This window comes from Polaribacter sp. WD7 (assembly GCF_003335085.1).
Taxonomy (GTDB): domain Bacteria; phylum Bacteroidota; class Bacteroidia; order Flavobacteriales; family Flavobacteriaceae; genus Polaribacter.
On record NZ_QPEJ01000015.1, the window covers coordinates 297,811 to 320,386 of the forward strand.

The window sequence follows — 22,576 nt, forward strand, 5'->3', positions numbered from 1 at the left end:
TTTGTGTAAAACGGTTTATCGAATAAACCAGTACCATTAGTCGATACTTAAAAGTCAAGAAGCAAAATACAAGAAATTAACTTCTTTTCTAATCTTACATTTGTCTAAAATCTAAAAAAATGAAACTAAAAGTACAAGACAGAAAGACAGCTACGATATCTATTTTTATACTATTAATAGGGTTGTTTAATTATGCTCAAGAAGCTCCATTCAATTGCGATTATAACGCATATTTATTTCAATACAATGATATTTACGCTTTAGATCTCGCTTCAGGAAATTCATATTTAGTTAAAGAAAATGTAACTACTGGAAACGTAAATGCTGTTGGATATAATCCTGCAGATGGTTACATCTGGGGTTCGTTATCAACGCCATCAAGATCTATAGTAAGAATAGGAAAAAATTTTAATACACAAGTATTTTACATTCCAGAGCTTCCAACAAGTAATAGATATGTGGGAGATGTAAGAGAAGATGGTATATACTATTTAAAACCAGGAGGAAGTACCTATTATTTGGTAGATATAAATCCCAACTCTTCAAATTATGGTAAATTCCAAGAAACCAAAACCTTAACGCAAAATTTAAATATTCATGATTGGGCATTTAATGCGGTAGACGGAATGTTGTATACTGTTGAAAAGAAAACCAATAACTTATATAGAATAGACCCAGAATCTGGAGATGTTTTAAATTTAGGAATTGTACCTATTTTGGAAGGCTTGAATTATACTTTCGGAGCTGTATATTTTGATGTAGAAGGTAGGTTTTATGTATCTGCAAATCAAACAGGAACAGTGTATGTAATTAATGATGTTCAAAACTTAGAATTGGGTTCTTCTATAGTTTCTAATTTATTTGCTTTTGGACCATCTAGTAGTTTAAATGACGGAGCAAGATGTCCTACAGCACCTGTACCTCAAGAAGATTGTGTAAATGGTATTGATGATGATGGAGATGGCTTAACAGATTGTGATGACCCAGCATGTTCTGGTATTGCAGAATGTCCTACAATAGATTTAGAAGTTTCTACAGGAAATGATGGAGGTTTGGAGAGTAATGATAGGCTATCCAGCTTAATTAATAAAAGAAATTATTTAAGAAGTAAATCTAACTATACATTTAACAAAGCTCACGCAAAAAAAGTCGTGAAGACTAAAAGCTATAAAAAAACAGCATCAAAGTCATCAGAATTTACCTTAAAAGATTTAATTCCTTTAGATATTATACCTGGTACAGAAGCAATAGAATCATCTCCTGCAGATTTATTAACAATTACAAATGCCACAGAACTTTTTTCGGTAGATTATGTAAAAGAAGACAAAACCATTGCTGTTATTTTGGCGACCAAAACAGAAAACGGAGTTTATGAACATACAAAATATATTTGTGATCGTTTATTAGGTGCAGAATTACTATCGGTTTCTACTATAGAAATAAAAGGACAAACGTTTATAAAGTCTATCATTAAAAATAGAGATGGCTCTAAAGAATTTGTGTTGAGTTTTTCAGGAAGATTGTCTCAAGACAATAATAATTTTTTAATAGAAAGCCATTGGAACATTGATAAATACACAGCCAACCAAACGTTTTATAATTTTCAAATATGGACAAATAAAGTAGATGACTTAATTACACTTGGTGCAGAAGCGTTAGAATTATTTGAAACCCAAAAAACGATTACAGCATATCATATTTCTACTCCACCACCAGTTTTTGTAAAGAAAGGAAAGTATGTAGACGGAGCTTTAGAGTTAGAAATTATAAACACAAATAAAACGCAAAATATTGTTTTTGATGCTGGTTTTAAAAGAACAGAATCTTCACAAACAGAGTACTCAAACAAAACTATTGCTCTTGATGGAAATTATATTACGACGTTAAGAATTAATACAGGAAACATTTTTGATATCGGTTTTAGAATTGAAAATGACAAAAACCAAACTCCAGATGATTTGTTTATGTCTGATGGACCTTGGGGTGTAGATGATTCCTCTGAAGATACCACAATTGATGCTTTTTTAATCTCTCAAAATGAGCAATTGTATGCTGGAAACGGTTATAGAGTAGAAAGAAACATTGCACTTAAAGCTACTACAAAATCTTATGTAGCTGCTTACAGAGCATTTACACCTAGATTTAAAGCTGTAGACTTATCTGATTTTGATGTATTAGAATTTGATGCTAGCGGAACAGGAACTATAGAAATCACTATCATAAAAGAAACTATTGCTGAATGGAAAAATCAATTTAAAACAACGGTAACATTGGATGATAATGAAAGTCATTACGCTATTCCTCTAGCGCATTTTAAGTCTTCGTTGATAGATAATATAGACTTAAAAGATGCAGTAAGTATTGTGTTTACAATGTCATCAAACGGAGTTGATGTAGTAAGCAAAGAAATGAACTTAAAAAATATTGATTTTTATAAACAAGTATTAAGTACTGGTGATGCTGTTTTTAATGAGAACGAAACAATAGTATATCCTAATCCTTTACAAATGAGTTCAGAATTGAGTTTTTATTCAGAAATAGCCACTACTTCAACATTAGAAATTTACAATTTAGCAGGAGTTTTAATAAAGAGTATAGTTGTAGAAGTAGAAATTGGAAATAACAGTATTCAGATATTTAGAGATAATTTAAAATCAGGATTGTATTTGATGAAGCTTTCTAACAAGTTTAGAAATTATACTGTTAAAAAATTGGTGGTAAATTAATAGTTGCTTTATTTTTTGAGTTTATGGTTTTATATAAAAGCTGACAATTTTATTGTTGGCTTTTATTTTTTTTCTCCTTCTCGTAAACCATGAATACTGTAAATTGTTGTTTTATAGAGAGTTTGTGAATTTTAGTTGTGTAACATTTTGAAATGGGTGTCGTCTACTTTATATAATCAATAAAACCAAACATGATGACATATTTACAAAAACAACCAGTAATTGAAAGAGGAATTCTAACATCTTCTTACAAAAGAGAAATCAAATATCAATCTCACAAAATTAAATCTAAATCTATTTCTCAAATGAAATCGATGATATTTAATCAACCCAATTTAGAAAGTCAAACAGGAACAATCTTAAGAGTTTCATTGTTTTTGGCTGCAATTATTATGATGATATCATAAAAAATCCCAAAGCATTGGCTTTGGGATTTTTAAAATAGTAGATAAAGCAATAAGGTTAACTCAATGCTTCTTTTATTCTTTTAATAGCTTCTCTAATTTGTAATTCTGAGGCTGCATAAGAAATTCTAATACAATCAGGAGCACCAAAAGCTTCACCGGTAACAGTAGCTACGTTTGCTTTTTCTAATAAAAATAAAGAAAAATCGCTTGCGTTATTTATGGTAATGCCATCGATAGTTTTTCCGAAGAATGCAGATACATCAGGAAAAACATAAAAAGCCCCATCAGGTACATTTACTTTAAAGCCATCAATTTCTCTAAGTAAATCAATAACAATACCTCTTCTGGTTTTAAATTCGTCAACCATATATTGTATTTTACTAACAGGTGCTAAAACAGCAGTAATTGCAGCTCTTTGTGCAATACAGTTTGTACCCGAAGTAATTTGTCCTTGCATTTTAGTACACGCTTTCGCTATCCATTCAGGAGCTCCTATATATCCAATTCTCCATCCTGTCATTGCAAATGCTTTTGCCAAACCGTTTACAGTAATGGTTCTATCATATAAACTATCAATAGCAGCTAAACTAAAAGGTTTTGTTTCATAGTTGATGTGCTCATAAATTTCATCAGACATGATGTAAATTTGAGGGTGTTTTTCTAAAACAGCAGCTAGTGCTTGATACTCTTCTTTTGTATAAATAACACCACTTGGGTTATTTGGAGAGTTAAATAAAATTAACTTTGTTTTAGGAGTAATTGCAGCTTCTAGTTGTGCTGGAGTAATTTTAAAGTTAGCTTCTATGGATGAAGGAATTTCTATGGATTTTGCTTCACAAAGTGTAGCAATAGCAGAGTAACTAACCCAGTAAGGACAAGGTAATAAAACTTCATCTCCGGGGTTAAGCAATACCTGCATTACGTTTGCAATAGATTGTTTAGCTCCTGTAGATACTACAATTTGGCTAGGTTTGTACTCAATAGCATTATCTCTTTTAAATTTTGTACAAATAGCTTCTTTTAATTCTAAATAACCATCTACAGGTGTATAAGAATTGTAATCTTGATGAATTGCTTCTACTGCAGCCTCTTTAATAAAATCTGGTGTATTAAAATCAGGTTCTCCTAAGCTTAAGCCAATGATATCTTTACCTTCTGCTCTTAATTCTCTTGCTTTTGCAGCCATTGCCAAGGTTTGAGACGCTGGCAAACTGTTAATTCTGTCCGATAATGGATGTGACATTTTTTATAAATTGTTGTTATTTGTGTTTATTGTGCTAATTCTGGTTTTTTTCCTAAAACGCCTAAGTGTCTAAAGTGTTCTATAATTGCTCTACGTGTAGTTTTGTATTCATTATAGGGTAAATTAAACTCTTTTGCGGTTTCTTTTACAATTTTAGCCAATTTACTATAATGAACGTGAGAAATATGCGGAAAAATATGATGTTCAACTTGATGGTTTAGACCTCCTGTATAGAAATTTACTAACCAATTACTAGGGGCAAAGTTAGATGTTGTGTATAGTTGATGGACTGCCCAAGTGTGTTCTAAGTTTCCGTTTTTATCTGGTACAGGCATTTCAGTTTTTGGTACAATATGAGCCAATTGAAAAACCAAGCTCAAAATCATACCAGCTGTATAATGCATTACAAAAAAACCTATAAGAACTTTCCACCAGGAAATATCTAAAACTAATATTGGCAAAACAATCCAAAGAAAATAATATGCAATTTTAGAAACCACTAGTTTTGTCCATTCTGTAGCAGGGTTCGGAAACTCTCCATAAGACAGCTTACGCTTTAAATACCTGCGCATTTGTTTAATGTCTGTAGTAATTGCCCAATTTATAGTTAATAAACCGTATAGAAATACCGAATAATATTTTTGAAATTTGTGAAAATTAAACCACTTTGAGTGTTGTGAAAAACGAATAATTCTTCCGGCATCAATATCTTCATCATGATCTTTTATATTGGTAAATGTATGGTGTAATACGTTGTGTTGTACTTTCCAATTGTAAACGTTACCTGCTAAAATGTAAATACTTCCGCCCATTAGTTTGTTAACCCATTTTCTTTTAGAAAAAGATTCGTGGTTTGCATCATGCATAACGTTCATTCCAACACCAGCCATTCCTATTCCTGTAAGTACCATTAATAAAACCATTATCCATTGTGGCATAGTAACGGTTAAAATGAGTGCAAAAGGAATTAAAAATAATGAAAACATAATAACGGCTTTGGTGTATAACTTCCAATTACCAGTTCTTTTAATATCGTTTTCTTTAAAGTAAGAGTTCACTCTTTTGTTTAAAGTTCTAAAAAACTTTGCTTTGTCTACTCTAGAGAAATTTAATGTCTTCATGAATTAATTTAATGTTTGCAAAAATAGTTTATTTAAAATAGCTTTATATGATAAACGTCAGTTTTTGTTAAGAATTGTTTGTTTCAAAAGCCTATTTTTGCATCAATATTTTACACATATGCAGATAATACACAAATATTTTAAAAATTTAACAGAAAACCAAATAGCACAATTTGCAAAACTGCAAGAGTTGTATAAAGATTGGAATTTAAAAATAAACGTGGTTTCTAGAAAAGATATAGATGAGTTGTATTTAAGACACGTGTTACACTCTTTAGGAATAGCTAAAGTAATGCAATTTAAGCCAAATACAAAAGTAATGGATGTTGGAACAGGAGGGGGGTTTCCTGGTATTCCACTAGCCATCTTATTTCCAGAAACAGAATTTCATTTGGTAGATTCTATTGGAAAAAAAATAAAAGTGGTAAATGAAGTTGTTGCTGGTTTGGGGCTAGAAAACGTAAAAACAACCCACGGAAGAGTAGAAGAAGTAAAAGAAACTTATGATTTTATAGTAAGTAGAGCTGTGGCACAAATGGAAACTTTTGTAAGATGGACAAAAGGTAAAATTTCTAAAAAACAACACCACGATTTAAAAAATGGTATTCTATATTTAAAAGGAGGAGATCTCACAGAAGAACTACAAAAATATACATCAGCTACGATTTACGATTTGCCAAATTATTTTGATGAACCATTTTTTGAAACTAAAAAAGTAGTACACCTGGGTATGAAATATGTGGGCGGAAAGTAAAATTTCATTATTTTTATATACTAATTCAAAAAAAAACGACTATCAAAAATTATAAGCATACATTTATACTCTTCTTTTTCTTAGGAGTTTATACCGTATTTTCACAAAATATAACACCGTCTTTACGTTTAGATAAAGACAGAGATATGTGGCAAAAATTTACCTATGATTTAGGAAACATAGCAAAATCTATGGGGCATGCATACTCTAGACCTTTGCACTGGAAAAAAGATCAGTTTTTAAATTTAGGATACATAACAGCAGGAACAGCGGCTTTATATATAATAGATGATAACGTTGATAATTGGGCTGATGGCTGGAGAAACGATGTACCACGTTGGGTTACCGATTATGGTAACGATATTGGTGGACCCAACAGAAATTTTGCACTTACAGGAGCTGTATATTTAACAGGATTGTTTACACAAAACCCAAAGTTAAGAAGAACAGGAGTTTTACTAATTTCTTCTGCAGCTGCTTCAGGGTTATTGCAGCAAATTTCTAAACGAATTATTGGAAGAGCAAGACCAAAAGCCAATGTAGGTAAAGATAAGTTTGATCCATTTCATTTAGATAGAGTATTTAATTACGATTCTTTTCCGTCAGGTCATACCATGTTGGGTTTTACCAATGCGTATGCAATTGCAAAACATTTTGATAGCCCTTGGGTAAAAGCAGGTTTGTATACCATTGGTTCTATTCCTGGTATTAGTAGAATTATAGACCGTTTTCATTGGTTGAGTGATGTTGCTTTCTCTACAGCAATTAGTATTTTTATTGTAGAAGCCATAGATAAGTTTTTAGATACTAAATACGATCAAAAATACAACGATAAAAGAGTTGAAAAAAAAGTAGTTTGGGACTTGCAAGTTACACCGCAGCGTTTTGGTATTACAATGAATTTTTAAGTTGTTAACTATTTCTTTGCAGCCAGCATAATATGAGGGCTAAAGGGGAGTAGGTATTCATCATTCTGCGTAAGTTTTTGTAATTTGTTTAATGTTTTTGATTTCTGTTTGTCTATCATATTTGCAAAATATTGATGATCTAACCAAACCAAACCTTCTACGGCAAATAGATTGATAAACTCTAAGTCTTGTTCTAAAAACTCTTTTTTTAATTGTTCTGGTTTATGGTAAAAAGCATCAGCCAACAAAAAAGGAAAATCTTTTGGTGCGTTGTGTATTCCTGTAGTCAATTCTTCTTTACACATTTCAAAAAAAGAATTCGCATGAATCATTCCGTTCATTAAACCAACCACAGTAGATGCAGTAGCATTTATAGCAAAACCTAAGACTACACCTCCTTTTCTTAATACTCTTTTGGCTTCTAGAATGGCTGCAACTCTATCTTCTTTATTTTGCAGATGATATAAAGGACCATGTAAAATTACTAAATCTGCACTATTATTTTTGTAAGGAAGTTTTTGTGCTTTTCCTTGAGTAATAGTAAAGCTGTTTTTAAGTTTTTTTGCTCTTTTTTCTGCGAGTTTAATATGTTTTAGAACAGGCTCTAGTAAGTGAACTGTATTTCCGTTTTTCGCTAACCATTCGCTATATTTTCCTGTACCACCACCAACATCTATTATTGTCGCATTGGGATGGTAGAGATGAAGTGATATAAGTTCTTTTATGCGCTCAAACTCAAAAATACCCATTCCTTTTTCTAAACGGGTTTCTTCTGAAGCAGTATTGTAAAAATCTTCTAATTCTTTAGAAATATAGCCCTTTTTCATAAAGTTCTATTAAAAAAATAATGATATTTTAAACTAAATAGCTCTTTCTAAAGCAATATAATGTGTTGTTTCTAAATAAGATAAAGGGTATACCTTTATTTCACATTTATAAGGAGTTTTATCTTTCTTATAATTTAAAACAATTTCTTTAAAAGGTTCATTTTTTTGAAGTTTCTTTCTAATTCTAGATTTTGTTGTTTGGCAAGTATTAGTTCCTTGTAAGAAAGAAGGTGTTTTGTGTAAACTATCATTTTTATTGTAACCGGTCATTTTTTTAAATCCGTTATTTACCCATAAAATTTCTTGCTTACTATTGGTGATTACTATAGCTTCGAAACGTTCATTTTCAAATATTTCGTCTACATTGTTTTCCCATTTGTGTTTTTTAGCAAAATGTTTTACCATATTGATGTCATTTTTTCTGTTCAATTTTTGAATTTCAGAACTAAAATTATCAATAAAAAAATTGAAACTGAGTATAGGTAACTGTATACTATTAGAAGGTATAAGTAAGTGTTTTATAGCATCGTAATTTTGTTGGCTTTGAGACGCAACAAAAAAATCCAGACACTTCATATTTACTAAATTATTTTTCATCAAATAGGTATTTGTTTAAAGTGGTAAAATTAAGCAAATTAGATTAGCTATTGTGTTAAAGTAATAAGTTTAAAGGTATATTTTTACATGTTTCTGCGGTATTGTCCGCCAACCTTAAATAATGCTTCTGTAATTTGCCCTAAAGAACAGGTTTTGGTAGCCTCCATTAGTTTGTCAAATAAGTTTTCATTTTGAACAGCTGCCTCTTGCAAAATTTTAATTTGTTTTTTTGAATGATTTCTTTGTGCTTGTTCCAGATTTTCTTTGGTTTGTATTTGGTTTTGTTTTTCTTCTTCCGTAGCACGTATAACTTCTGCAGGTAAAACGGTTGGAGAACCTTTAGAACTCAAAAAAGTATTAACTCCAATAATTGGGAATTCTCCATTGTGTTTTAGTGTTTCATAATACAAACTTTCTTCTTGAATTTTAGAGCGCTGATACATGGTTTCCATAGCACCTAAAACACCGCCTCTTTCGGTTATTCTATCAAATTCCTCTAAAACAGCTTCTTCAACTAAATCTGTCAATTCTTCAATAATAAAAGAACCTTGAATAGGGTTTTCGTTTTTAGTTAAACCTAATTCTTTGTTGATAATCAGTTGAATGGCCATAGCTCTTCTTACAGATTCTTCTGTTGGGGTGGTTATGGCTTCATCATAGGCATTTGTGTGCAGAGAGTTACAGTTGTCATATATTGCATATAGAGCCTGTAATGTTGTTCTAATATCATTAAAATCAATTTCTTGCGCGTGTAAAGAACGTCCAGAAGTCTGAATATGATACTTTAGCATTTGTGCTCTCTCATTTGCACCATATTTTAATTTCATCGCTTTTGCCCAAATTTTTCGAGCAACTCTACCAATTACCGCATATTCAGGGTCAATTCCGTTTGAAAAGAAAAACGACAAGTTAGGTCCAAATTTATTGATATCCATTCCTCGTGACAAATAATACTCAACGTAAGTAAAACCATTGGCTAACGTTAGCGCTAATTGTGTAATTGGGTTTGCGCCAGCTTCTGCAATATGATATCCAGAGATAGAAACCGAATAAAAATTTCGTACCTGTTTTTCTATAAAATACTCTTGTACATCACCCATTAATCGAAGCGCAAATTCTGTAGAAAAAATACAAGTATTTTGTGCTTGATCTTCTTTTAAAATATCTGCTTGTACTGTACCCCTAACTTTAGTTAATGTGTCTTTTTTTATCTGTTGATACACCTCAGAAGGTAAAACCATATCACCAGTAATACCTAACAATAACAATCCTAAGCCATTGTTTCCTTCAGGTAAATCGCCATGATATTTAGGTCTTTTTAAGCCATTATTATCATAAGTTTCTGAAAGTTTATCTTCTACAACATATTCAAGATTATGTTGTTTGATGTATTTTTCACAATTTTGATCAATAGCTGCATTCATAAAAAAACCAAGCAACATGGGCGCGGGTCCATTAATCGTCATAGAAACAGAGGTCATAGTATGGCTTAAATCGAAACCAGAATACAATTTTTTAGCATCATCTAAACAACAAATAGAAACACCAGCATTTCCTATTTTTCCATAAATATCTGGTCTGTTTCTAGGGTCATTCCCATATAAGGTTACACTATCAAAAGCGGTAGATAAACGTTTTGCATCCATACCTAAACTTACATAGTGAAAACGTCGGTTGGTTCTTTCTGGACCACCTTCTCCAGCAAACATTCTTGTTGGGTCTTCACCTGTTCTTTTAAAAGGATATAATCCTGAAGTATACGGGAATTCTCCAGGTACGTTCTCTTGTAAGTTCCATTTCAATAGATCACCCCATGCTTGGTATTTGGGTAAACTTACCTTAGGAATTTTTGAATGCGAGAGAGATTCACTATGCGTTTCTATATTGATTTCTTTATCTCTAACTTTAAATGTATAGATTGGATTTTTATATTGCTGAACTTTTGTATTCCAATTTAAAATGATTTCCCAATTATAAGGGTTTAAGTTGAGTTTTACTTTGTCAAATTGAGCAATTAGTAATTTGATGAAAACGATATCGTCATTCTGAACTTGTTTTAGAATCTTATCATTGTCAAGTCCGTTTTTTGAAAGAAAAGATTCTTTCACTGCGTTCGGAATCACAGATAAAATAGTTTGTTGAATGCCATATAATTTTTGTGCAACTACCACCTGTTTTTCAACGTTATCATCATAAGACCTGTTGCTTTCTGCAATTTCTGATAAATAGCGAACTCTTTTTGGAGGAATGACGTAAATTTTTTCAGACATTGCTACAGAAATTTCCATCTTAGATTCAAGGTTAGCACCTGTTTTTTCTACCAATTTATCCATAATCGCTTTGTAAAGCGAGTTCATTCCAGGATCGTTAAATTGAGAAGCAATTGTACCAAAAACTGGCATGTCATCCATATGAACATGCCATAAATTATTGTTACGCATGTATGTTTTTTTAACATCACGAATAGCGTCTAAAGCACCTCTTTTATCAAATTTATTAATGGCAACTAAATCTGCAAAATCTAGCATGTCAATTTTCTCTAATTGAGTGGCGGCACCAAATTCTGGGGTCATTACATAAAGAGAAGTATCAGAATGCTCTATAATTTCGGTATCAGATTGCCCTATGCCAGATGTTTCTAAAATAATCAAATCAAACTCAGCAGCTTTAAGAACTTCTACGGCTTCATTCACATGTTTGGATAATGCCAAATTAGATTGACGAGTAGCCAGAGATCGCATATAAACACGTTTATTATTAATAGCATTCATGCGAATTCTATCACCTAAAAGTGCACCTCCTGTTTTTCTCTTAGAAGGGTCTACAGAAATTAAACCTACGGTTTTTTGAGGAAAATCAATTAAGAAACGTCTTACTAGCTCATCTACCAAAGAAGATTTTCCAGCACCACCTGTACCAGTGATTCCTAAAACAGGTGTTTTTGAGTTTTTGTTTTTTATATGAATGTTGTCTAAAGTAGGTTTTGCGATTTCAGGAAAGTTTTCTGCGGCAGAAATGACTCTAGCTATTTTACCCGAATCTTTTTTAGGTAAATCATTAACCTTTATATCTACAGCGTTTCCTATTGCAAAGTCAGATTTTTCTACCAAATCGTTAATCATTCCTTGTAAGCCTAATTCTCTTCCATCATCTGGAGAATAAATACGAGTAATTCCGTAATTCATTAACTCTTTGATTTCTTCTGGTAAAATAACTCCACCTCCGCCTCCAAAAATTTTAATATGACTTGCATTTTTTTCTTTTAGCAAATCGTACATGTATTTAAAATATTCATTATGACCTCCTTGATAAGAGGTCATTGCTATAGCATTTGCGTCTTCTTGTATAGCACAATTTACAACTTCTTCAACACTTCTGTCGTGGCCCAAATGAATTACTTCAACTCCTGTAGATTGTATTATTCTACGCATAATGTTTATAGCAGCATCGTGTCCATCAAATAATGAAGCAGCAGTCACAATACGTACTTTATATTTAGGTTTGTAAGGAGTTGTTTGTAGCATTTGTAAAAATTATGATTTAAAACGGGTGTAATTTAAGAAAAACGTAAAAAAATACCATATTTATTAGTGTTATAAAAATCAAAAAACTATTACTTGATTTGATATTTAGAAATATTTATAATTTATCAGGGCAAATATTAAGAAAAAAGCCCTCTTTTTGGCACATTTATTGCTCAATATTGTTGAGTAACTCTCTAAAAACCATCTGATTTATCTAGATGAAATTGCATGGTTTTTAAATTATAAGGCTAAGAAAGGGAAATCGTATTAACTTAATAATTAAAACATTTATCATGAAAAACATATTTTTAATATCACTAATCTCTCTTCTTGTATTCTCTTCATGTAACTCATTACAAGTTTTTACAGATTATGATGACAAAATAGATTTTAGCAAATACAAAACCTTTGCTTTTTACAAACCAGAAATAGATAAGGCAGAAATTTCTGATTTAGATAAAAAAAGAATTTTAAGAGCCATAGAGTCTGAACTTACAGCAATGGGTATGGTAAAATCTGAAAAACCAGATATGCTAGTTGGTATTTTCACAAAATCTAGAGAACGAGTAGATGTAAATCAGAATAACAATATTGGATTTGGTTGGGGCTGGGGCTTTAACCCTTGGTTTGGTGGTGGTATTAATAATGTTAACGTAAGCCAATATACAGAAGGAACATTATTTATAGATTTTATAGACAAAGAAAAAAAAGAATTGATTTGGCAAGGTGTAGGAAGTGGTGCTCTTCGTCTTCAAAGTAAAGAGAAAAAAGAAGCGAGGATAAAAGAATTCGTTAAAGAAATTATAGATAGGTTTCCCCCAGAACAAAAAAAGTAAAACAAAAAAAGCGTTCATTAGAACGCTTTTTTTATGAATTAAAGTAATATTTTTGCAGTATGTATAACCAAAAAACACCCTTAGAAGCGGGAGATTTTTATGTAAACGAACAAGGATATAAGGTTTTTACAGAAAAATATCACTTTAAAAGAGGGTATTGCTGTAAAAGTGGTTGTAAACATTGCCCTTATGGATATGATAAAAAAACAGACTCCTTTATATAAAGGTGACTTTTTTGGGTAGTTTGTTTCTAAAAAGTATAACAGATAATTATGATAAAAAGAATTTTAATTTTAGTGGTGGCAATACAATTTGCAGGATGTGCAGAGTTGCAAAAAGTAGTAAACAATTTACCTAATGGAGGTGCATTAACTCAAGATCAAATAGGTAAAGGATTAAGAGAGGCATTAAATAATGGTATAGAACACCAAGTTACTAAATTAACGACAAAAGATGGTTTTTATAAAAATAGTTTAGTAAAAATACTATTACCAGAAGAATTACAAAAAGTAGACAAAGGGCTTAGAAATATTGGTTTAGGTAAATTAGCAGACGAAGGAATTAAAGGTTTAAATAGAGCTGCAGAAGATGCGGTAAAAACGGCAACACCAATTTTTGTAGATGCTGTTAAAGAAATTACATTTAATGATGCAAAAGATATTTTGCTAGGAAATCAAAATGCAGCAACAACATATTTAAAATCTAAAACTACAGAAAATTTATATGCAAGTTTTAGTCCTGTAATTCAAAATTCTTTTTCAAAAGTAGGAGCAGATAAAATTTGGAGTAATTTAATTAACAGATACAATAGTATTCCTTTTGTTAATAAAGTAAATCCAGACTTAACTCAGTATGTTACAAATCAAGCATTGCAAGGTGTATTTACAATGATAGCTGTAGAAGAAAAAGGAATTCGTGAAAAAGTAGGTTTACGTGATACTCCTTTATTAAAACAAGTTTTTGCTTTACAAGATAAAAAGTAAATGAATCTTATAAAAAAAAGAGCCTGTATCAAAATGATACAGGCTCTTTTTTTTTCTTATTTTAAAATCGTAGCCATTTCTAGTTGTAATTCTTTAGCTTTTAAAGCAGATTTTTCAGCAAAATCAATTTCTTTAGAGGCATAAATAATTCCTCTAGAAGAATTGATAAGTAAACCAATGTTGTTTGATAAACCATATTTACAAACATCTTGCAAATTACCACCTTGAGCGCCAACTCCTGGAACTAATAAAAAAGAATCAGGAACAATGTTTCTAATTTCTTTAAAGTATTCTGCTTTTGTAGCTCCAACAACATACATCAAGTTTTCAGAGTTTTTCCAATGTTTAGAGGTTTCTAAAACTTGCTTGTACAATTCTTTATCCGTTACTTTTTTTGTCTGAAAATCAAAAGCACCCTCGTTAGAAGTAAGTGCTAACATTATCGTATGCTTGTTCTTAAACGCCAAAAAAGGTTCAATAGAATCTTTACCCATATAAGGAGCAACGGTAACAGAATCAAAAGCTAAATCTTCAAAAAATGCCTTAGCATACATAGTAGAGGTGTTGCCAATATCTCCACGTTTTGCATCAGCAATTGTAAAAATTTCTGGATACTTTGTATTTAAGTATGCAATGGTTTTTTCTAAAGATCTCCAACCTATTAAGCCATAAGCTTCATAAAAAGCTGTATTAGGTTTGTAAGCAACACATAAGTTATGAGTAGCGTCTATAATGGCTTTGTTAAACTCAAAAATTGGGTCTTCAGTATCTAAAAGATGTGGCGGAATTTTGTTTAAATCCACATCTAGTCCAATACATAAAAATGATTTTTTTTGTCGAATTTGAGATATAAGTTCTTGTGTTGTCATCTATTTTCTAAAAGTTACGCAAAAGTAATTATTTTTGTGATGAGTAACACTTTCTTCTTGTAAGTAATCTAATTTTAAAAAGACAAAACAAAAAAATCACCTTATGGTAAAAAAAATAGCAATAGTATTATTTTTTATAATGACCAGTTGTAATTTTGAAAAACCAACTCAATTTTCTACAGAAGCTTTACAAGATACATTGTACGATGTATCTCATAAAAAATATTCTTTTCAGCAGGTCTTAGAGCAATACAAAGGCAAAAAAATAGTAATTGATGTTTGGGCATCTTGGTGTAGAGATTGTATAAGAGGTTTGCCTCAACTTAAAGAATTACAGCGTAAATTTCCTGAAGTAACTTATTTGTTCTTGTCTGTAGATACCAATGTAAATTCTTGGAAAAGAGGAATTCAACATTATCAAATTAAAGGAGAACATTACAATTTACCTAAGGGAATGAAAAAAGGAGCTTTGGTAGATTTTTTAAATGTAAGTTGGATTCCTAGATACGTTGTAATTGATGAAAACGGCAAAATAACATTATTTAAAGCTACAAAAGCATCTGATAAAAATATTGAAAAGGTTCTTAAAAATAGTTAATAAAACGTTTTAGTAACTATTTACCAAACCTCCTTTTTTTTGATTTCCATTTCTTAAATTTACATCCTTTAAATTAAGTAAAATTTACCCTAAAAAAGGGTTAAAAATAAAATTATGAGAACAAAGATAGTTGCAGGTAACTGGAAAATGAATAATGATAAGAAAGAAAGTAAAGCATTAATAAAGAGTTTAAAAAAAGCGATTAAAAAAGAATCGTTAAAAAACACTAGAGTAATTGTTGCACCAACTTTTGTAAACCTTTCATCATCTGTAAAAGTAGCAAAAGATTCTAAAATAGAAGTAGTAGCTCAAAATATGCACCAAGCAAAAAACGGAGCTTACACAGGTGAAATTTCTGCAGATATGCTAAAAGCTATAGACATTAAAACCGTTATTTTAGGGCATTCAGAAAGAAGAACCTATTTTAATGAGACAGATGAAACTCTGGCAGCTAAAGTAGACGCAATTTTAGAAAATGATTTAGAAACAATTTTCTGTTTTGGAGAATTGTTGGAAGACAGAAAGTCTAATAATCATTTTTCTATAGTAGAGCGTCAATTAAAAAATGCCTTATTCCATTTAGAAGCAACCGCTTGGAAAAGCATTGTCTTAGCATATGAACCAGTTTGGGCAATAGGTACAGGTGAAACAGCAAGTCCAGAACAAGCACAAGAAATGCATGCTTTTATTAGAAGTATTATAGAAAAACAATACAATGCATCAGTAGCAGATACCGTTTCTATATTATACGGTGGAAGTGTAAAACCGGCCAATGCAGAAGAAATTTTTTCTAAACCAGACGTAGATGGTGGTTTAATAGGAGGAGCTGCTTTAAAAGTAGAAGATTTTACAGCAATAATTAAGGCAATATAATAGCGTTGTCTTTTTTAAATAATAAATTTGCATCAAGGTATTTATCTTGATGCTTTTTTATGGACTAATTTTATGGATAATATATATATAGAATACGATTTTATAATAACCCCGAAAGAACCTGCAACTGAAATTTTGATTGCAGAACTGGGTAATATAGGTTTTGAAAGTTTTGTAGAAACTGATGGTGGAGTTACGGCATACATTCAAAAAGAAGATTGGAGTGAGCATATATTAGAAAGTATATTTATAATACAATCAGAAGAGTTTACCATAAATCATTCTGTAAAAGAAGTTGCACAAACCAATTGGAATGCAGAGTGGGAAAAAAATTTTTCACCTATACAAGTTGATGATTTGGTAAGCATTAGGGCTCCTTTTCATCAAAATCCAAATCTAAAATATGATATTGTAATAGAACCCAAAATGAGTTTTGGTACAGGACATCATGAAACTACACATATGATGGTACAGCATCTGTTACATTTAGAATTGACAGATAAAAAAGTATTAGACATGGGGTGTGGAACAGGAATTTTAGCAATTTTTTCCGAATTGAAAGGAGCAAAACCAATAGACGCGATAGATATTGATAATTGGTGCTATCTCAATTCTTTAGAGAATGTAGCACGCAATAATTGTAAGCATATCTCAGTTTATGAAGGTGATTCGTCATTGTTAAACCAAAAAAAATATGATGTCATCATAGCTAATATAAATAGAAATATCTTATTGATGGATATGGAAATTTACACCAATTGTTTACATAATAACGGAGTACTTTTGTTAAGTGGATTTTACAAAGAAGATATTCCAATTATAGATAAAGAAGTTTCTAAATTCAATTTAAAATTAGAAAGCCACATAAAGCGTAACAATTGGGTAGCCTTAAAGTATAATAAAGAGTAAAATATATTCATTATTTTTGTCATATGAGTACAAAAGAAAAAATTCAAGAAGAGGTTGATGTCTTAGAACAAGAAACACATCAACATGAAATAGTGTTACACAATGATGATGTAAATACTTTCGATTTTGTAATTGAATCTTTAATTGATGTTTGTGATCATACTTTAGAACAAGCAGAACAATGTACTATTTTGGTACATTATAAAGGTAAATGTACTGTAAAATCTGGAGAGTATAGAGACTTAGAACCTAGATGTTCTAAACTATTACAATTAGGGCTCTCTGCTGAATTGGTATAATTGATGGAAAACGTTTTAAAGTACTATGAATTTTCTGATTTTTTTACAGACAAATCAAAAGTGTTTTCTGGTAATCTAATAGCTTTTACAGAGTTAAATTCTACACATTTCTTAATTTTTGAAAAAAAAGAAGATACTTATACTTTGTTTGTCTCTAAGTATAAAAATGAAAAAGAGGTAGGTATAAACTCTCCAGAAATATTAGAATTGTTGGTAGAGGATTACGATAAGAGTAATCCCAAACATCGACTAATGATTAAGCAATACCTTTATTAAACTACCGTTCACCGAAAACAATCTAAAATAACGTATAATTTTTATTCATTTGTAGTGACTTTAAGAGAAATAATGAGTCATAATAATAGAAATAGATACAAAAGTGACTAAAAAAATAATAATTTTAATTCTACTAGTGTTACCAATGGCAGGTTATACACAAGTTGTACCACCACCAGTACCACCACCTCCTCCTCCTGGTTTGCCAATAGATGGATTAACAGGTGTTCTGTTTGCGTTAGGTATATTTTTAGGATTTAAAAAAATTAATAATAATAGTAGTAGTTAGTTTTTATACTAAGTTTGGTTAGACGAAAGTCCTTAAGCATTTGCTTAAGGACTTTTTATTATTAAGGCATTAAAAATATTATAAAAAAAAACTCACCTAAAAAAAGATGAGTTTTTGTGACCACGATAGGATTCAAACCTATAACCTCTTGAGCCGTAATCAAGTGCGCTATTCAGTTGCGCCACGTGGCCGTAAAATCGGGTGCAAATATAAAATCATTTTTTTGAATTCAAAAGGCAATTGCTAATTTTTATGAATTTATTTCTGCTTTGTAAGTGTCTACTATAAGTTGAGCTTTTTCTAGGTCTGAGTTTAATACATGTAATTCTACAGAATTCATTTGTTCTCCAAAACCCGCTAACCGAGCAGATTCAAATTTGTCTTTGATAATATAGTTTATATTCTTGTCTTCTAATAAGTTCTGTAAACCTTTAACAATAATAGAGGATCCTGAAAATATTTTAATGTGTGCTGTTGTCATAATTTTTGTTTTTTAATCAAGTGAATTTAAAGTTACATAAGCTTTCTATTTTATAATTAATAACTGAATTTTGGAAACTTTAGTAATATCTTGCCTTTTTTTAAAAGAGGTAAGATAAATTTATTAATCTTAGCAAACGTTTTAAAAAACTATTTTTTCATTAGTCGTAAATTATCAATCAAATTTACCAAAAATAACAACTCATTCTATAGTTGAATGAGTTGTTTGTGAACCAAGTTACTTTTTCTCAGACATCATTCTCTTAGCTAAATCTGCTCCAATTAAAGAGTTTAAAAGGTTATCGTTGTTGCCGTTTTTACTACCAGTTACATAGGTGTTTGGTAATTTTAAATCTTTTATTTGGCCTGCAACACCAACTGCAGTTTTATATTCCCATTCTGCTCTTTCTTGAGGGGTTAGACCCGCACTTACTAGTTTTGCATTTTCATAGTACTGTGCATCTGCAGCTACTTTTTTGCTTTTGGCCTTAAATTGCTCAACTTCAAATTGTTTTTTTTCTTTAATTAAGTTAAACCCAGCAACTTTTGCAGCAGTTTCAGCTTCGATGGTTTGCTGAATTTGAATTTTTTCTAATCGAGCCCTTTCTTTTGCTTTTTCAGATTCACCTTTAGCAACTTCTTTTTTAGCTCTATAATATTCGCGCTCAGCTTGCTGTTTTTCTAATTGTGTTTGTGCTACTTCATTTTTTTGCAAATCTAAACGCTCGTCAAAAGAAGACTCCCAATCAATACCAGTTACTTGAGCTTGATAGATTTTAAGACCATATTGTTTTAAGGTATTAGAATTGTCTCTTACAATGTTTCCGTCTGCATCTTTTTTTATTCTAAACTTTTTCTGTTTGCTAGATTTCCCAACATTTATTTTTCTTACTGTGGTTGTATCACCTAAAATTTCATTCGAATTTTCAGACTCATAATATTGTTCTACTTGATACATTCCATTTTCTAACTGATCTCTAAAATATCTATCAAAATCAGATGCTTGACCAGAAATATAATCTTGTGCATCCATCAATTTACAAGTGTTTTTTATAGCAGCATCAATGTTGGGCATAACTCTTCCAAATATTAGTTTAGCTTCACTTTTATTTCTGTCTGCCATATTCAAGAAAATTTCTTCATCATTTATATTTACACCTACAATTACAGATGTACTTATTTCTGCTTTTATGGCGTCACTAAACTCCCATTTTTGGGCTTTTCTGTTATAAATGCCTTGTCCATTTTGAGGTAATTCTGCTAGATCGTCAACAATAATATCTTTTATAGAAGTTTCATAAGATAACGGAATGATTCTTCCCCACCATTTTAATTTTAATCCCTGTGTGGTTATCATTTTATCTCCTCCAGATAAATATTGTACGGCGTATGCAGTACCAGCATCAGCATAAAAAAACATTCCATTTAAGGCACTTATTAATATGCCTAAAAACAGTATTTGTATACTTCTTTTGGTAGTAAACCAATTTAAAGAAGTGTTTGATTTTAATATATTTTTTAGAATAAAAAATGTAATTCCTGTAATAATTAATGTAATTCCTATAAGTGTTAACATAGCGTTTAAAGTTTTAAAAGTTGATTAAAATAAGATGTGTACTATAAATTCGATTAGTTTTTTTAAGGTATCCAATAAGATGACAATCATAATAGTTAGGTTTTTTTAAGTTAGTAATTTTAGTCAATTTCGAAATTGTTTTTTCAATATAGTATACTTCAAATCTGATCTCCAAAAAACATGTAATATATTTATCAAATAGATTTATAATTTATAACGTATAAATACATTTTGGTTTTAATGTGTAACATTATTAGTTTAAATTAAGTTTAATAAATAAACTAATAAATTATTTTTAGTAAAAATATGTTAGGTTGTAAAGGAGTGGTGCGATAGAATTTATAAAAGTAAAGCAATTATGATCTTTTTTATAATACCAAATAACCCTTTCTATTTTTTCGTTTCGTGCTAATGTGATAAAAACGTATCTTCGTTAAAAATTAAAATTGATGAATTTTTTACTAATTATTGGTGGTTTAGTATTGTTAATTTTGGGCGGAAATTGGCTGTTAAAATCGGCAGTAGGCTTATCTTTAAAACTAAATATTCCTAAAATTGTAATAGGAATGACAGTAGTTTCTTTTGCAACTTCTGCACCAGAATTAATAGTTAGTATAAATGCAGCATTAAGCGGAGCTCCAGATTTGGCTTTAGGAAACGTAATAGGCTCAAATATTGCAAACCTTGGATTGGTTTTAGGAATTACTTTACTTTTAGGGAGTATGCAAGTGCAAAAAAGTTTTTATACTACAGATTGGCCTGTAATGATGATTGCATCTATGTTGTTGTATTTTTTTCTGTCAGGAGATCAGGTTATTGTGCGTTATGAAGGCATATTCTTATTTTCTCTTCTAATCGTGTTTTTGGTGTATTTACTCCGTTTTCAAAAGACAGCAATCTTAGACGAATTACCAGAAGATGATGAGATTTTGTCTACATCAAAAATTTTGTTTTTTTTAATTATTGGTGGTGTTGGCCTTTGGGGTGGATCAGAACTATTGGTTTCAGGTGCTACTGCTTTGGCTAAAGAATTTGGAGTTAGCGAACGTGTAGTTGGAGTTACTGTAATTTCAGTAGGAACAAGTATACCTGAATTGGCAGCTTCTATCATAGCTGTTATCAAAAAGGAAAAAGCAATTTCTTTAGGAAATTTAATAGGCTCTAATATCTTTAATATTTTGGCCGTCTTGGGCATAACTTCTATAATAACCCCTATAACATTAAATGATAAAGGTTTATTAACCAATGATATTTTTTGGATGTTATCTATATCATTTGCAATACTTCCTTTAGTATTTTTACCAAGAAGTTATCGCTTAAATTGGAAAGATGGTATAGTACTCTTAATTGCTTATGTAATATTTATCTACATTACAATTTAAGATAATAAAAAAGGTTCGCATTTTCAAAATGCGAACCTTTTCAATTTATTCAATTATAGTGTTTACTATAGCTCCGCAGAGTTTACAGTCTTTATAATACGAGCTGCAATTTTGTAAGGATCTCCGTTTGAAGAAGGTCTTCTGTCTTCTAACCATCCTTTATAACCTTTTTCAACAGCAATTAATGGAATACGAATAGATGCTCCTCTATCAGAAACTCCCCAAGAGAAATCTGTTATTGCAGCAGTTTCGTGCTTACCAGTTAAACGTTCTTCGTTATGCGCTCCGTAAACAGCAATGTGCTCATCTACTACAGGACGGAAAGCTTCACAAATTTTAGCGTAAACATCTTTATCTCCACAAGTTCTTAATGTTGTGTTAGAGAAGTTTGCGTGCATTCCAGAACCGTTCCAGTCAGTATCACCTAATGGTTTTGGGTGATATTCGATGTACATTCCTTTATCTTCAGTTAAACGTTGTAATAAATATCTAGCAATCCAGATTTCATCACCCGCTTTTTTTGCTCCTTTAGCAAACAATTGAAACTCCCATTGTCCACAGGCAACCTCTTGGTTGATTCCTTCAAAGTTTAATCCAGCTTCAATACATAAATCTGCATGTTCTTCTACTAAAGATCTTCCAAAAGTATTTCTACCTCCTACAGAGCAGTAGTATTGACCTTGCCATCCGTGGTGAGGGAAACCTATAGGTAAGTTAGTTTCAGAATCCATAATAAAATATTCTTGTTCAAAACCGAACCAGAAATCATCATTATCATCATCAATTGTAGCTCTTCCGTTACTTGCGTGAGGAGTACCGTCAGCATTCATAACTTCAGTCATCACCAAGTATCCATTAATACGTGCAGGATCTGGATAAATTGCTACAGGAACTAATAAACAATCAGAAGAACCTCCTTCTGCTTGTAATGTAGACGAACCATCAAAAGACCAGTTACCTAACTCTTCTAACGTACCTTTAAAATCTTCATGTTCCTCAACTTTAGTTTTACTTCTAAGGTTTTGGGTTGGTTTGTAACCATCTAACCAGATGTATTCTAATTTAATTTTTGCCATAATATAAATAATTGTTTATGTGA

Annotated in this window: 23 protein-coding genes and 1 tRNA gene; 14 read left to right on the forward strand and 10 right to left on the reverse strand. The window is 30.9% G+C overall.

Annotated elements, in window-relative coordinates; translation table 11 throughout:
- Positions 1 to 119: 119 nt before the first annotated feature.
- Positions 120 to 2,726, forward strand: a complete 2,607-nt coding sequence (locus DUT90_RS03925) for a T9SS type A sorting domain-containing protein (RefSeq protein WP_114425559.1) — start codon at positions 120 to 122, stop codon at positions 2,724 to 2,726.
- 191 nt (positions 2,727 to 2,917) lie between these two features.
- Entirely contained in the window at positions 2,918 to 3,133 is a 216-nt protein-coding gene (locus tag DUT90_RS03930; RefSeq protein ID WP_181858137.1) for a hypothetical protein, read from the forward strand.
- A gap of 55 nt (positions 3,134 to 3,188) precedes the next feature.
- On the opposite strand, the gene DUT90_RS03935 is transcribed toward DUT90_RS03930, so the two are convergent.
- Together DUT90_RS03935 and DUT90_RS03940 are read right to left on the reverse strand one after the other, a co-directional pair.
- Positions 3,189 to 4,376, reverse strand: coding sequence for a pyridoxal phosphate-dependent aminotransferase (locus tag DUT90_RS03935; protein WP_181858138.1), 1,188 nt, complete (start codon positions 4,374 to 4,376; stop codon positions 3,189 to 3,191).
- A 26-nt stretch (positions 4,377 to 4,402) separates the two neighbouring features.
- Entirely contained in the window at positions 4,403 to 5,497 is a 1,095-nt protein-coding gene (locus DUT90_RS03940; RefSeq protein WP_114425561.1) for an acyl-CoA desaturase, read from the reverse strand.
- Between the two features lie 118 nt (positions 5,498 to 5,615).
- On the opposite strand from DUT90_RS03940, the gene rsmG reads away from it, so the two are divergent.
- On the forward strand, positions 5,616 to 6,251 hold the full coding sequence (gene rsmG, locus DUT90_RS03945) for a 16S rRNA (guanine(527)-N(7))-methyltransferase RsmG (protein WP_114425563.1): 636 nt from the start codon (positions 5,616 to 5,618) through the stop codon (positions 6,249 to 6,251).
- A gap of 146 nt (positions 6,252 to 6,397) precedes the next feature.
- Positions 6,398 to 7,159: a phosphatase PAP2 family protein gene (locus DUT90_RS03950; protein WP_114425565.1), complete on the forward strand. Its 762-nt coding sequence runs from the start codon at positions 6,398 to 6,400 to the stop codon at positions 7,157 to 7,159.
- Positions 7,160 to 7,167: 8 nt separating this feature from the next.
- Here the strand turns inward: DUT90_RS03950 and DUT90_RS03955 are convergent, their stop codons facing one another.
- The 3 genes from DUT90_RS03955 to DUT90_RS03965 form a co-directional block, all read right to left on the reverse strand.
- Positions 7,168 to 7,986 (reverse strand): class I SAM-dependent methyltransferase, encoded by an 819-nt coding sequence (locus DUT90_RS03955; RefSeq protein WP_114425567.1) that lies wholly within the window; start codon positions 7,984 to 7,986, stop codon positions 7,168 to 7,170.
- Positions 7,987 to 8,019: 33 nt separating this feature from the next.
- Complete coding sequence (locus tag DUT90_RS03960) at positions 8,020 to 8,583, reverse strand: PAS domain-containing protein (RefSeq protein WP_114425569.1); 564 nt, start codon at positions 8,581 to 8,583, stop codon at positions 8,020 to 8,022.
- An 83-nt stretch (positions 8,584 to 8,666) separates the two neighbouring features.
- Positions 8,667 to 12,107 carry a methylmalonyl-CoA mutase family protein gene (locus DUT90_RS03965; protein ID WP_114425571.1) on the reverse strand — a complete coding sequence of 1,147 codons (3,441 nt, stop codon included), beginning with the start codon at positions 12,105 to 12,107 and terminating at the stop codon, positions 8,667 to 8,669.
- Between the two features lie 293 nt (positions 12,108 to 12,400).
- On the opposite strand from DUT90_RS03965, the gene DUT90_RS03970 reads away from it, so the two are divergent.
- From DUT90_RS03970 to DUT90_RS03975, 3 genes are read left to right on the forward strand one after another with little or no spacing between them, the layout of a single operon-like run.
- Complete coding sequence (locus DUT90_RS03970; RefSeq protein ID WP_114425573.1) at positions 12,401 to 12,943, forward strand: DUF4136 domain-containing protein; 543 nt, start codon at positions 12,401 to 12,403, stop codon at positions 12,941 to 12,943.
- A 59-nt stretch (positions 12,944 to 13,002) separates the two neighbouring features.
- Positions 13,003 to 13,167 carry a DUF5522 domain-containing protein gene (locus DUT90_RS13325; RefSeq protein WP_181858139.1) on the forward strand — a complete coding sequence of 55 codons (165 nt, stop codon included), beginning with the start codon at positions 13,003 to 13,005 and terminating at the stop codon, positions 13,165 to 13,167.
- Positions 13,168 to 13,215: 48 nt separating this feature from the next.
- Positions 13,216 to 13,926, forward strand: coding sequence for a DUF4197 domain-containing protein (locus DUT90_RS03975; protein WP_114425575.1), 711 nt, complete (start codon positions 13,216 to 13,218; stop codon positions 13,924 to 13,926).
- Positions 13,927 to 13,982: 56 nt separating this feature from the next.
- On the opposite strand, the gene pyrF is transcribed toward DUT90_RS03975, so the two are convergent.
- Complete coding sequence (gene pyrF / locus DUT90_RS03980; protein ID WP_114425577.1) at positions 13,983 to 14,795, reverse strand: orotidine-5'-phosphate decarboxylase; 813 nt, start codon at positions 14,793 to 14,795, stop codon at positions 13,983 to 13,985.
- Positions 14,796 to 14,898: 103 nt separating this feature from the next.
- Here pyrF and DUT90_RS03985 point away from each other — a divergent pair, with 103 nt between their 5' ends.
- From DUT90_RS03985 to DUT90_RS13330, 6 genes are all read left to right on the forward strand, one after another.
- Positions 14,899 to 15,393, forward strand: coding sequence for a TlpA disulfide reductase family protein (locus DUT90_RS03985; RefSeq protein ID WP_114425579.1), 495 nt, complete (start codon positions 14,899 to 14,901; stop codon positions 15,391 to 15,393).
- Between the two features lie 114 nt (positions 15,394 to 15,507).
- Complete coding sequence (tpiA, locus tag DUT90_RS03990) at positions 15,508 to 16,266, forward strand: triose-phosphate isomerase (protein ID WP_114425581.1); 759 nt, start codon at positions 15,508 to 15,510, stop codon at positions 16,264 to 16,266.
- A 72-nt stretch (positions 16,267 to 16,338) separates the two neighbouring features.
- Positions 16,339 to 17,175, forward strand: coding sequence for a 50S ribosomal protein L11 methyltransferase (gene prmA, locus DUT90_RS03995; RefSeq protein WP_114425661.1), 837 nt, complete (start codon positions 16,339 to 16,341; stop codon positions 17,173 to 17,175).
- Between the two features lie 23 nt (positions 17,176 to 17,198).
- Positions 17,199 to 17,474: an ATP-dependent Clp protease adaptor ClpS gene (locus tag DUT90_RS04000; RefSeq protein WP_114425583.1), complete on the forward strand. Its 276-nt coding sequence runs from the start codon at positions 17,199 to 17,201 to the stop codon at positions 17,472 to 17,474.
- Between the two features lie 3 nt (positions 17,475 to 17,477).
- Positions 17,478 to 17,750 (forward strand): hypothetical protein, encoded by a 273-nt coding sequence (locus DUT90_RS04005; protein WP_114425585.1) that lies wholly within the window; start codon positions 17,478 to 17,480, stop codon positions 17,748 to 17,750.
- 145 nt (positions 17,751 to 17,895) lie between these two features.
- Positions 17,896 to 18,039 carry a hypothetical protein gene (locus DUT90_RS13330; protein WP_181858140.1) on the forward strand — a complete coding sequence of 48 codons (144 nt, stop codon included), beginning with the start codon at positions 17,896 to 17,898 and terminating at the stop codon, positions 18,037 to 18,039.
- Between the two features lie 117 nt (positions 18,040 to 18,156).
- On the opposite strand, the gene DUT90_RS04010 is transcribed toward DUT90_RS13330, so the two are convergent.
- The 3 genes from DUT90_RS04010 to DUT90_RS04020 form a co-directional block, all read right to left on the reverse strand.
- A tRNA-Arg gene (locus tag DUT90_RS04010) sits at positions 18,157 to 18,230 on the reverse strand.
- A 59-nt stretch (positions 18,231 to 18,289) separates the two neighbouring features.
- Positions 18,290 to 18,520 carry a putative signal transducing protein gene (locus DUT90_RS04015; RefSeq protein ID WP_114425587.1) on the reverse strand — a complete coding sequence of 77 codons (231 nt, stop codon included), beginning with the start codon at positions 18,518 to 18,520 and terminating at the stop codon, positions 18,290 to 18,292.
- A 237-nt stretch (positions 18,521 to 18,757) separates the two neighbouring features.
- Positions 18,758 to 20,095, reverse strand: a complete 1,338-nt coding sequence (locus DUT90_RS04020) for an SPFH domain-containing protein (RefSeq protein ID WP_114425589.1) — start codon at positions 20,093 to 20,095, stop codon at positions 18,758 to 18,760.
- Between the two features lie 449 nt (positions 20,096 to 20,544).
- Between DUT90_RS04020 and DUT90_RS04025 the strand changes: the two genes are divergently transcribed.
- The gene (locus tag DUT90_RS04025; RefSeq protein ID WP_114425591.1) at positions 20,545 to 21,477 is read left to right on the forward strand and encodes a calcium/sodium antiporter; all 933 of its coding nucleotides are present in this window, start codon (positions 20,545 to 20,547) and stop codon (positions 21,475 to 21,477) included.
- A 65-nt stretch (positions 21,478 to 21,542) separates the two neighbouring features.
- Here DUT90_RS04025 and DUT90_RS04030 read toward each other — a convergent pair whose 3' ends face one another.
- Positions 21,543 to 22,553 (reverse strand): glutamine synthetase beta-grasp domain-containing protein, encoded by a 1,011-nt coding sequence (locus tag DUT90_RS04030; RefSeq protein ID WP_114425593.1) that lies wholly within the window; start codon positions 22,551 to 22,553, stop codon positions 21,543 to 21,545.
- Between the last annotated feature and the right edge of the window lie 23 nt (positions 22,554 to 22,576).

Coding starts and splice junctions, on each gene's coding strand:
- DUT90_RS03925 (WP_114425559.1), top strand. CDS start 120: ATGAAACTAAAAGTACAAGACAGAAAGACAGCTACGATATCTATTTTT.
- DUT90_RS03930 (WP_181858137.1), top strand. CDS start 2,918: ATGATGACATATTTACAAAAACAACCAGTAATTGAAAGAGGAATTCTA.
- DUT90_RS03935 (WP_181858138.1), bottom strand. CDS start 4,376: ATGTCACATCCATTATCGGACAGAATTAACAGTTTGCCAGCGTCTCAA.
- DUT90_RS03940 (WP_114425561.1), bottom strand. CDS start 5,497: ATGAAGACATTAAATTTCTCTAGAGTAGACAAAGCAAAGTTTTTTAGA.
- rsmG (WP_114425563.1), top strand. CDS start 5,616: ATGCAGATAATACACAAATATTTTAAAAATTTAACAGAAAACCAAATA.
- DUT90_RS03950 (WP_114425565.1), top strand. CDS start 6,398: ATGTGGCAAAAATTTACCTATGATTTAGGAAACATAGCAAAATCTATG.
- DUT90_RS03955 (WP_114425567.1), bottom strand. CDS start 7,986: ATGAAAAAGGGCTATATTTCTAAAGAATTAGAAGATTTTTACAATACT.
- DUT90_RS03960 (WP_114425569.1), bottom strand. CDS start 8,583: ATGAAAAATAATTTAGTAAATATGAAGTGTCTGGATTTTTTTGTTGCG.
- DUT90_RS03965 (WP_114425571.1), bottom strand. CDS start 12,107: ATGCTACAAACAACTCCTTACAAACCTAAATATAAAGTACGTATTGTG.
- DUT90_RS03970 (WP_114425573.1), top strand. CDS start 12,401: ATGAAAAACATATTTTTAATATCACTAATCTCTCTTCTTGTATTCTCT.
- DUT90_RS13325 (WP_181858139.1), top strand. CDS start 13,003: ATGTATAACCAAAAAACACCCTTAGAAGCGGGAGATTTTTATGTAAAC.
- DUT90_RS03975 (WP_114425575.1), top strand. CDS start 13,216: ATGATAAAAAGAATTTTAATTTTAGTGGTGGCAATACAATTTGCAGGA.
- pyrF (WP_114425577.1), bottom strand. CDS start 14,795: ATGACAACACAAGAACTTATATCTCAAATTCGACAAAAAAAATCATTT.
- DUT90_RS03985 (WP_114425579.1), top strand. CDS start 14,899: ATGGTAAAAAAAATAGCAATAGTATTATTTTTTATAATGACCAGTTGT.
- tpiA (WP_114425581.1), top strand. CDS start 15,508: ATGAGAACAAAGATAGTTGCAGGTAACTGGAAAATGAATAATGATAAG.
- prmA (WP_114425661.1), top strand. CDS start 16,339: ATGGATAATATATATATAGAATACGATTTTATAATAACCCCGAAAGAA.
- DUT90_RS04000 (WP_114425583.1), top strand. CDS start 17,199: ATGAGTACAAAAGAAAAAATTCAAGAAGAGGTTGATGTCTTAGAACAA.
- DUT90_RS04005 (WP_114425585.1), top strand. CDS start 17,478: ATGGAAAACGTTTTAAAGTACTATGAATTTTCTGATTTTTTTACAGAC.
- DUT90_RS13330 (WP_181858140.1), top strand. CDS start 17,896: ATGGCAGGTTATACACAAGTTGTACCACCACCAGTACCACCACCTCCT.
- DUT90_RS04015 (WP_114425587.1), bottom strand. CDS start 18,520: ATGACAACAGCACACATTAAAATATTTTCAGGATCCTCTATTATTGTT.
- DUT90_RS04020 (WP_114425589.1), bottom strand. CDS start 20,095: ATGTTAACACTTATAGGAATTACATTAATTATTACAGGAATTACATTT.
- DUT90_RS04025 (WP_114425591.1), top strand. CDS start 20,545: ATGAATTTTTTACTAATTATTGGTGGTTTAGTATTGTTAATTTTGGGC.
- DUT90_RS04030 (WP_114425593.1), bottom strand. CDS start 22,553: ATGGCAAAAATTAAATTAGAATACATCTGGTTAGATGGTTACAAACCA.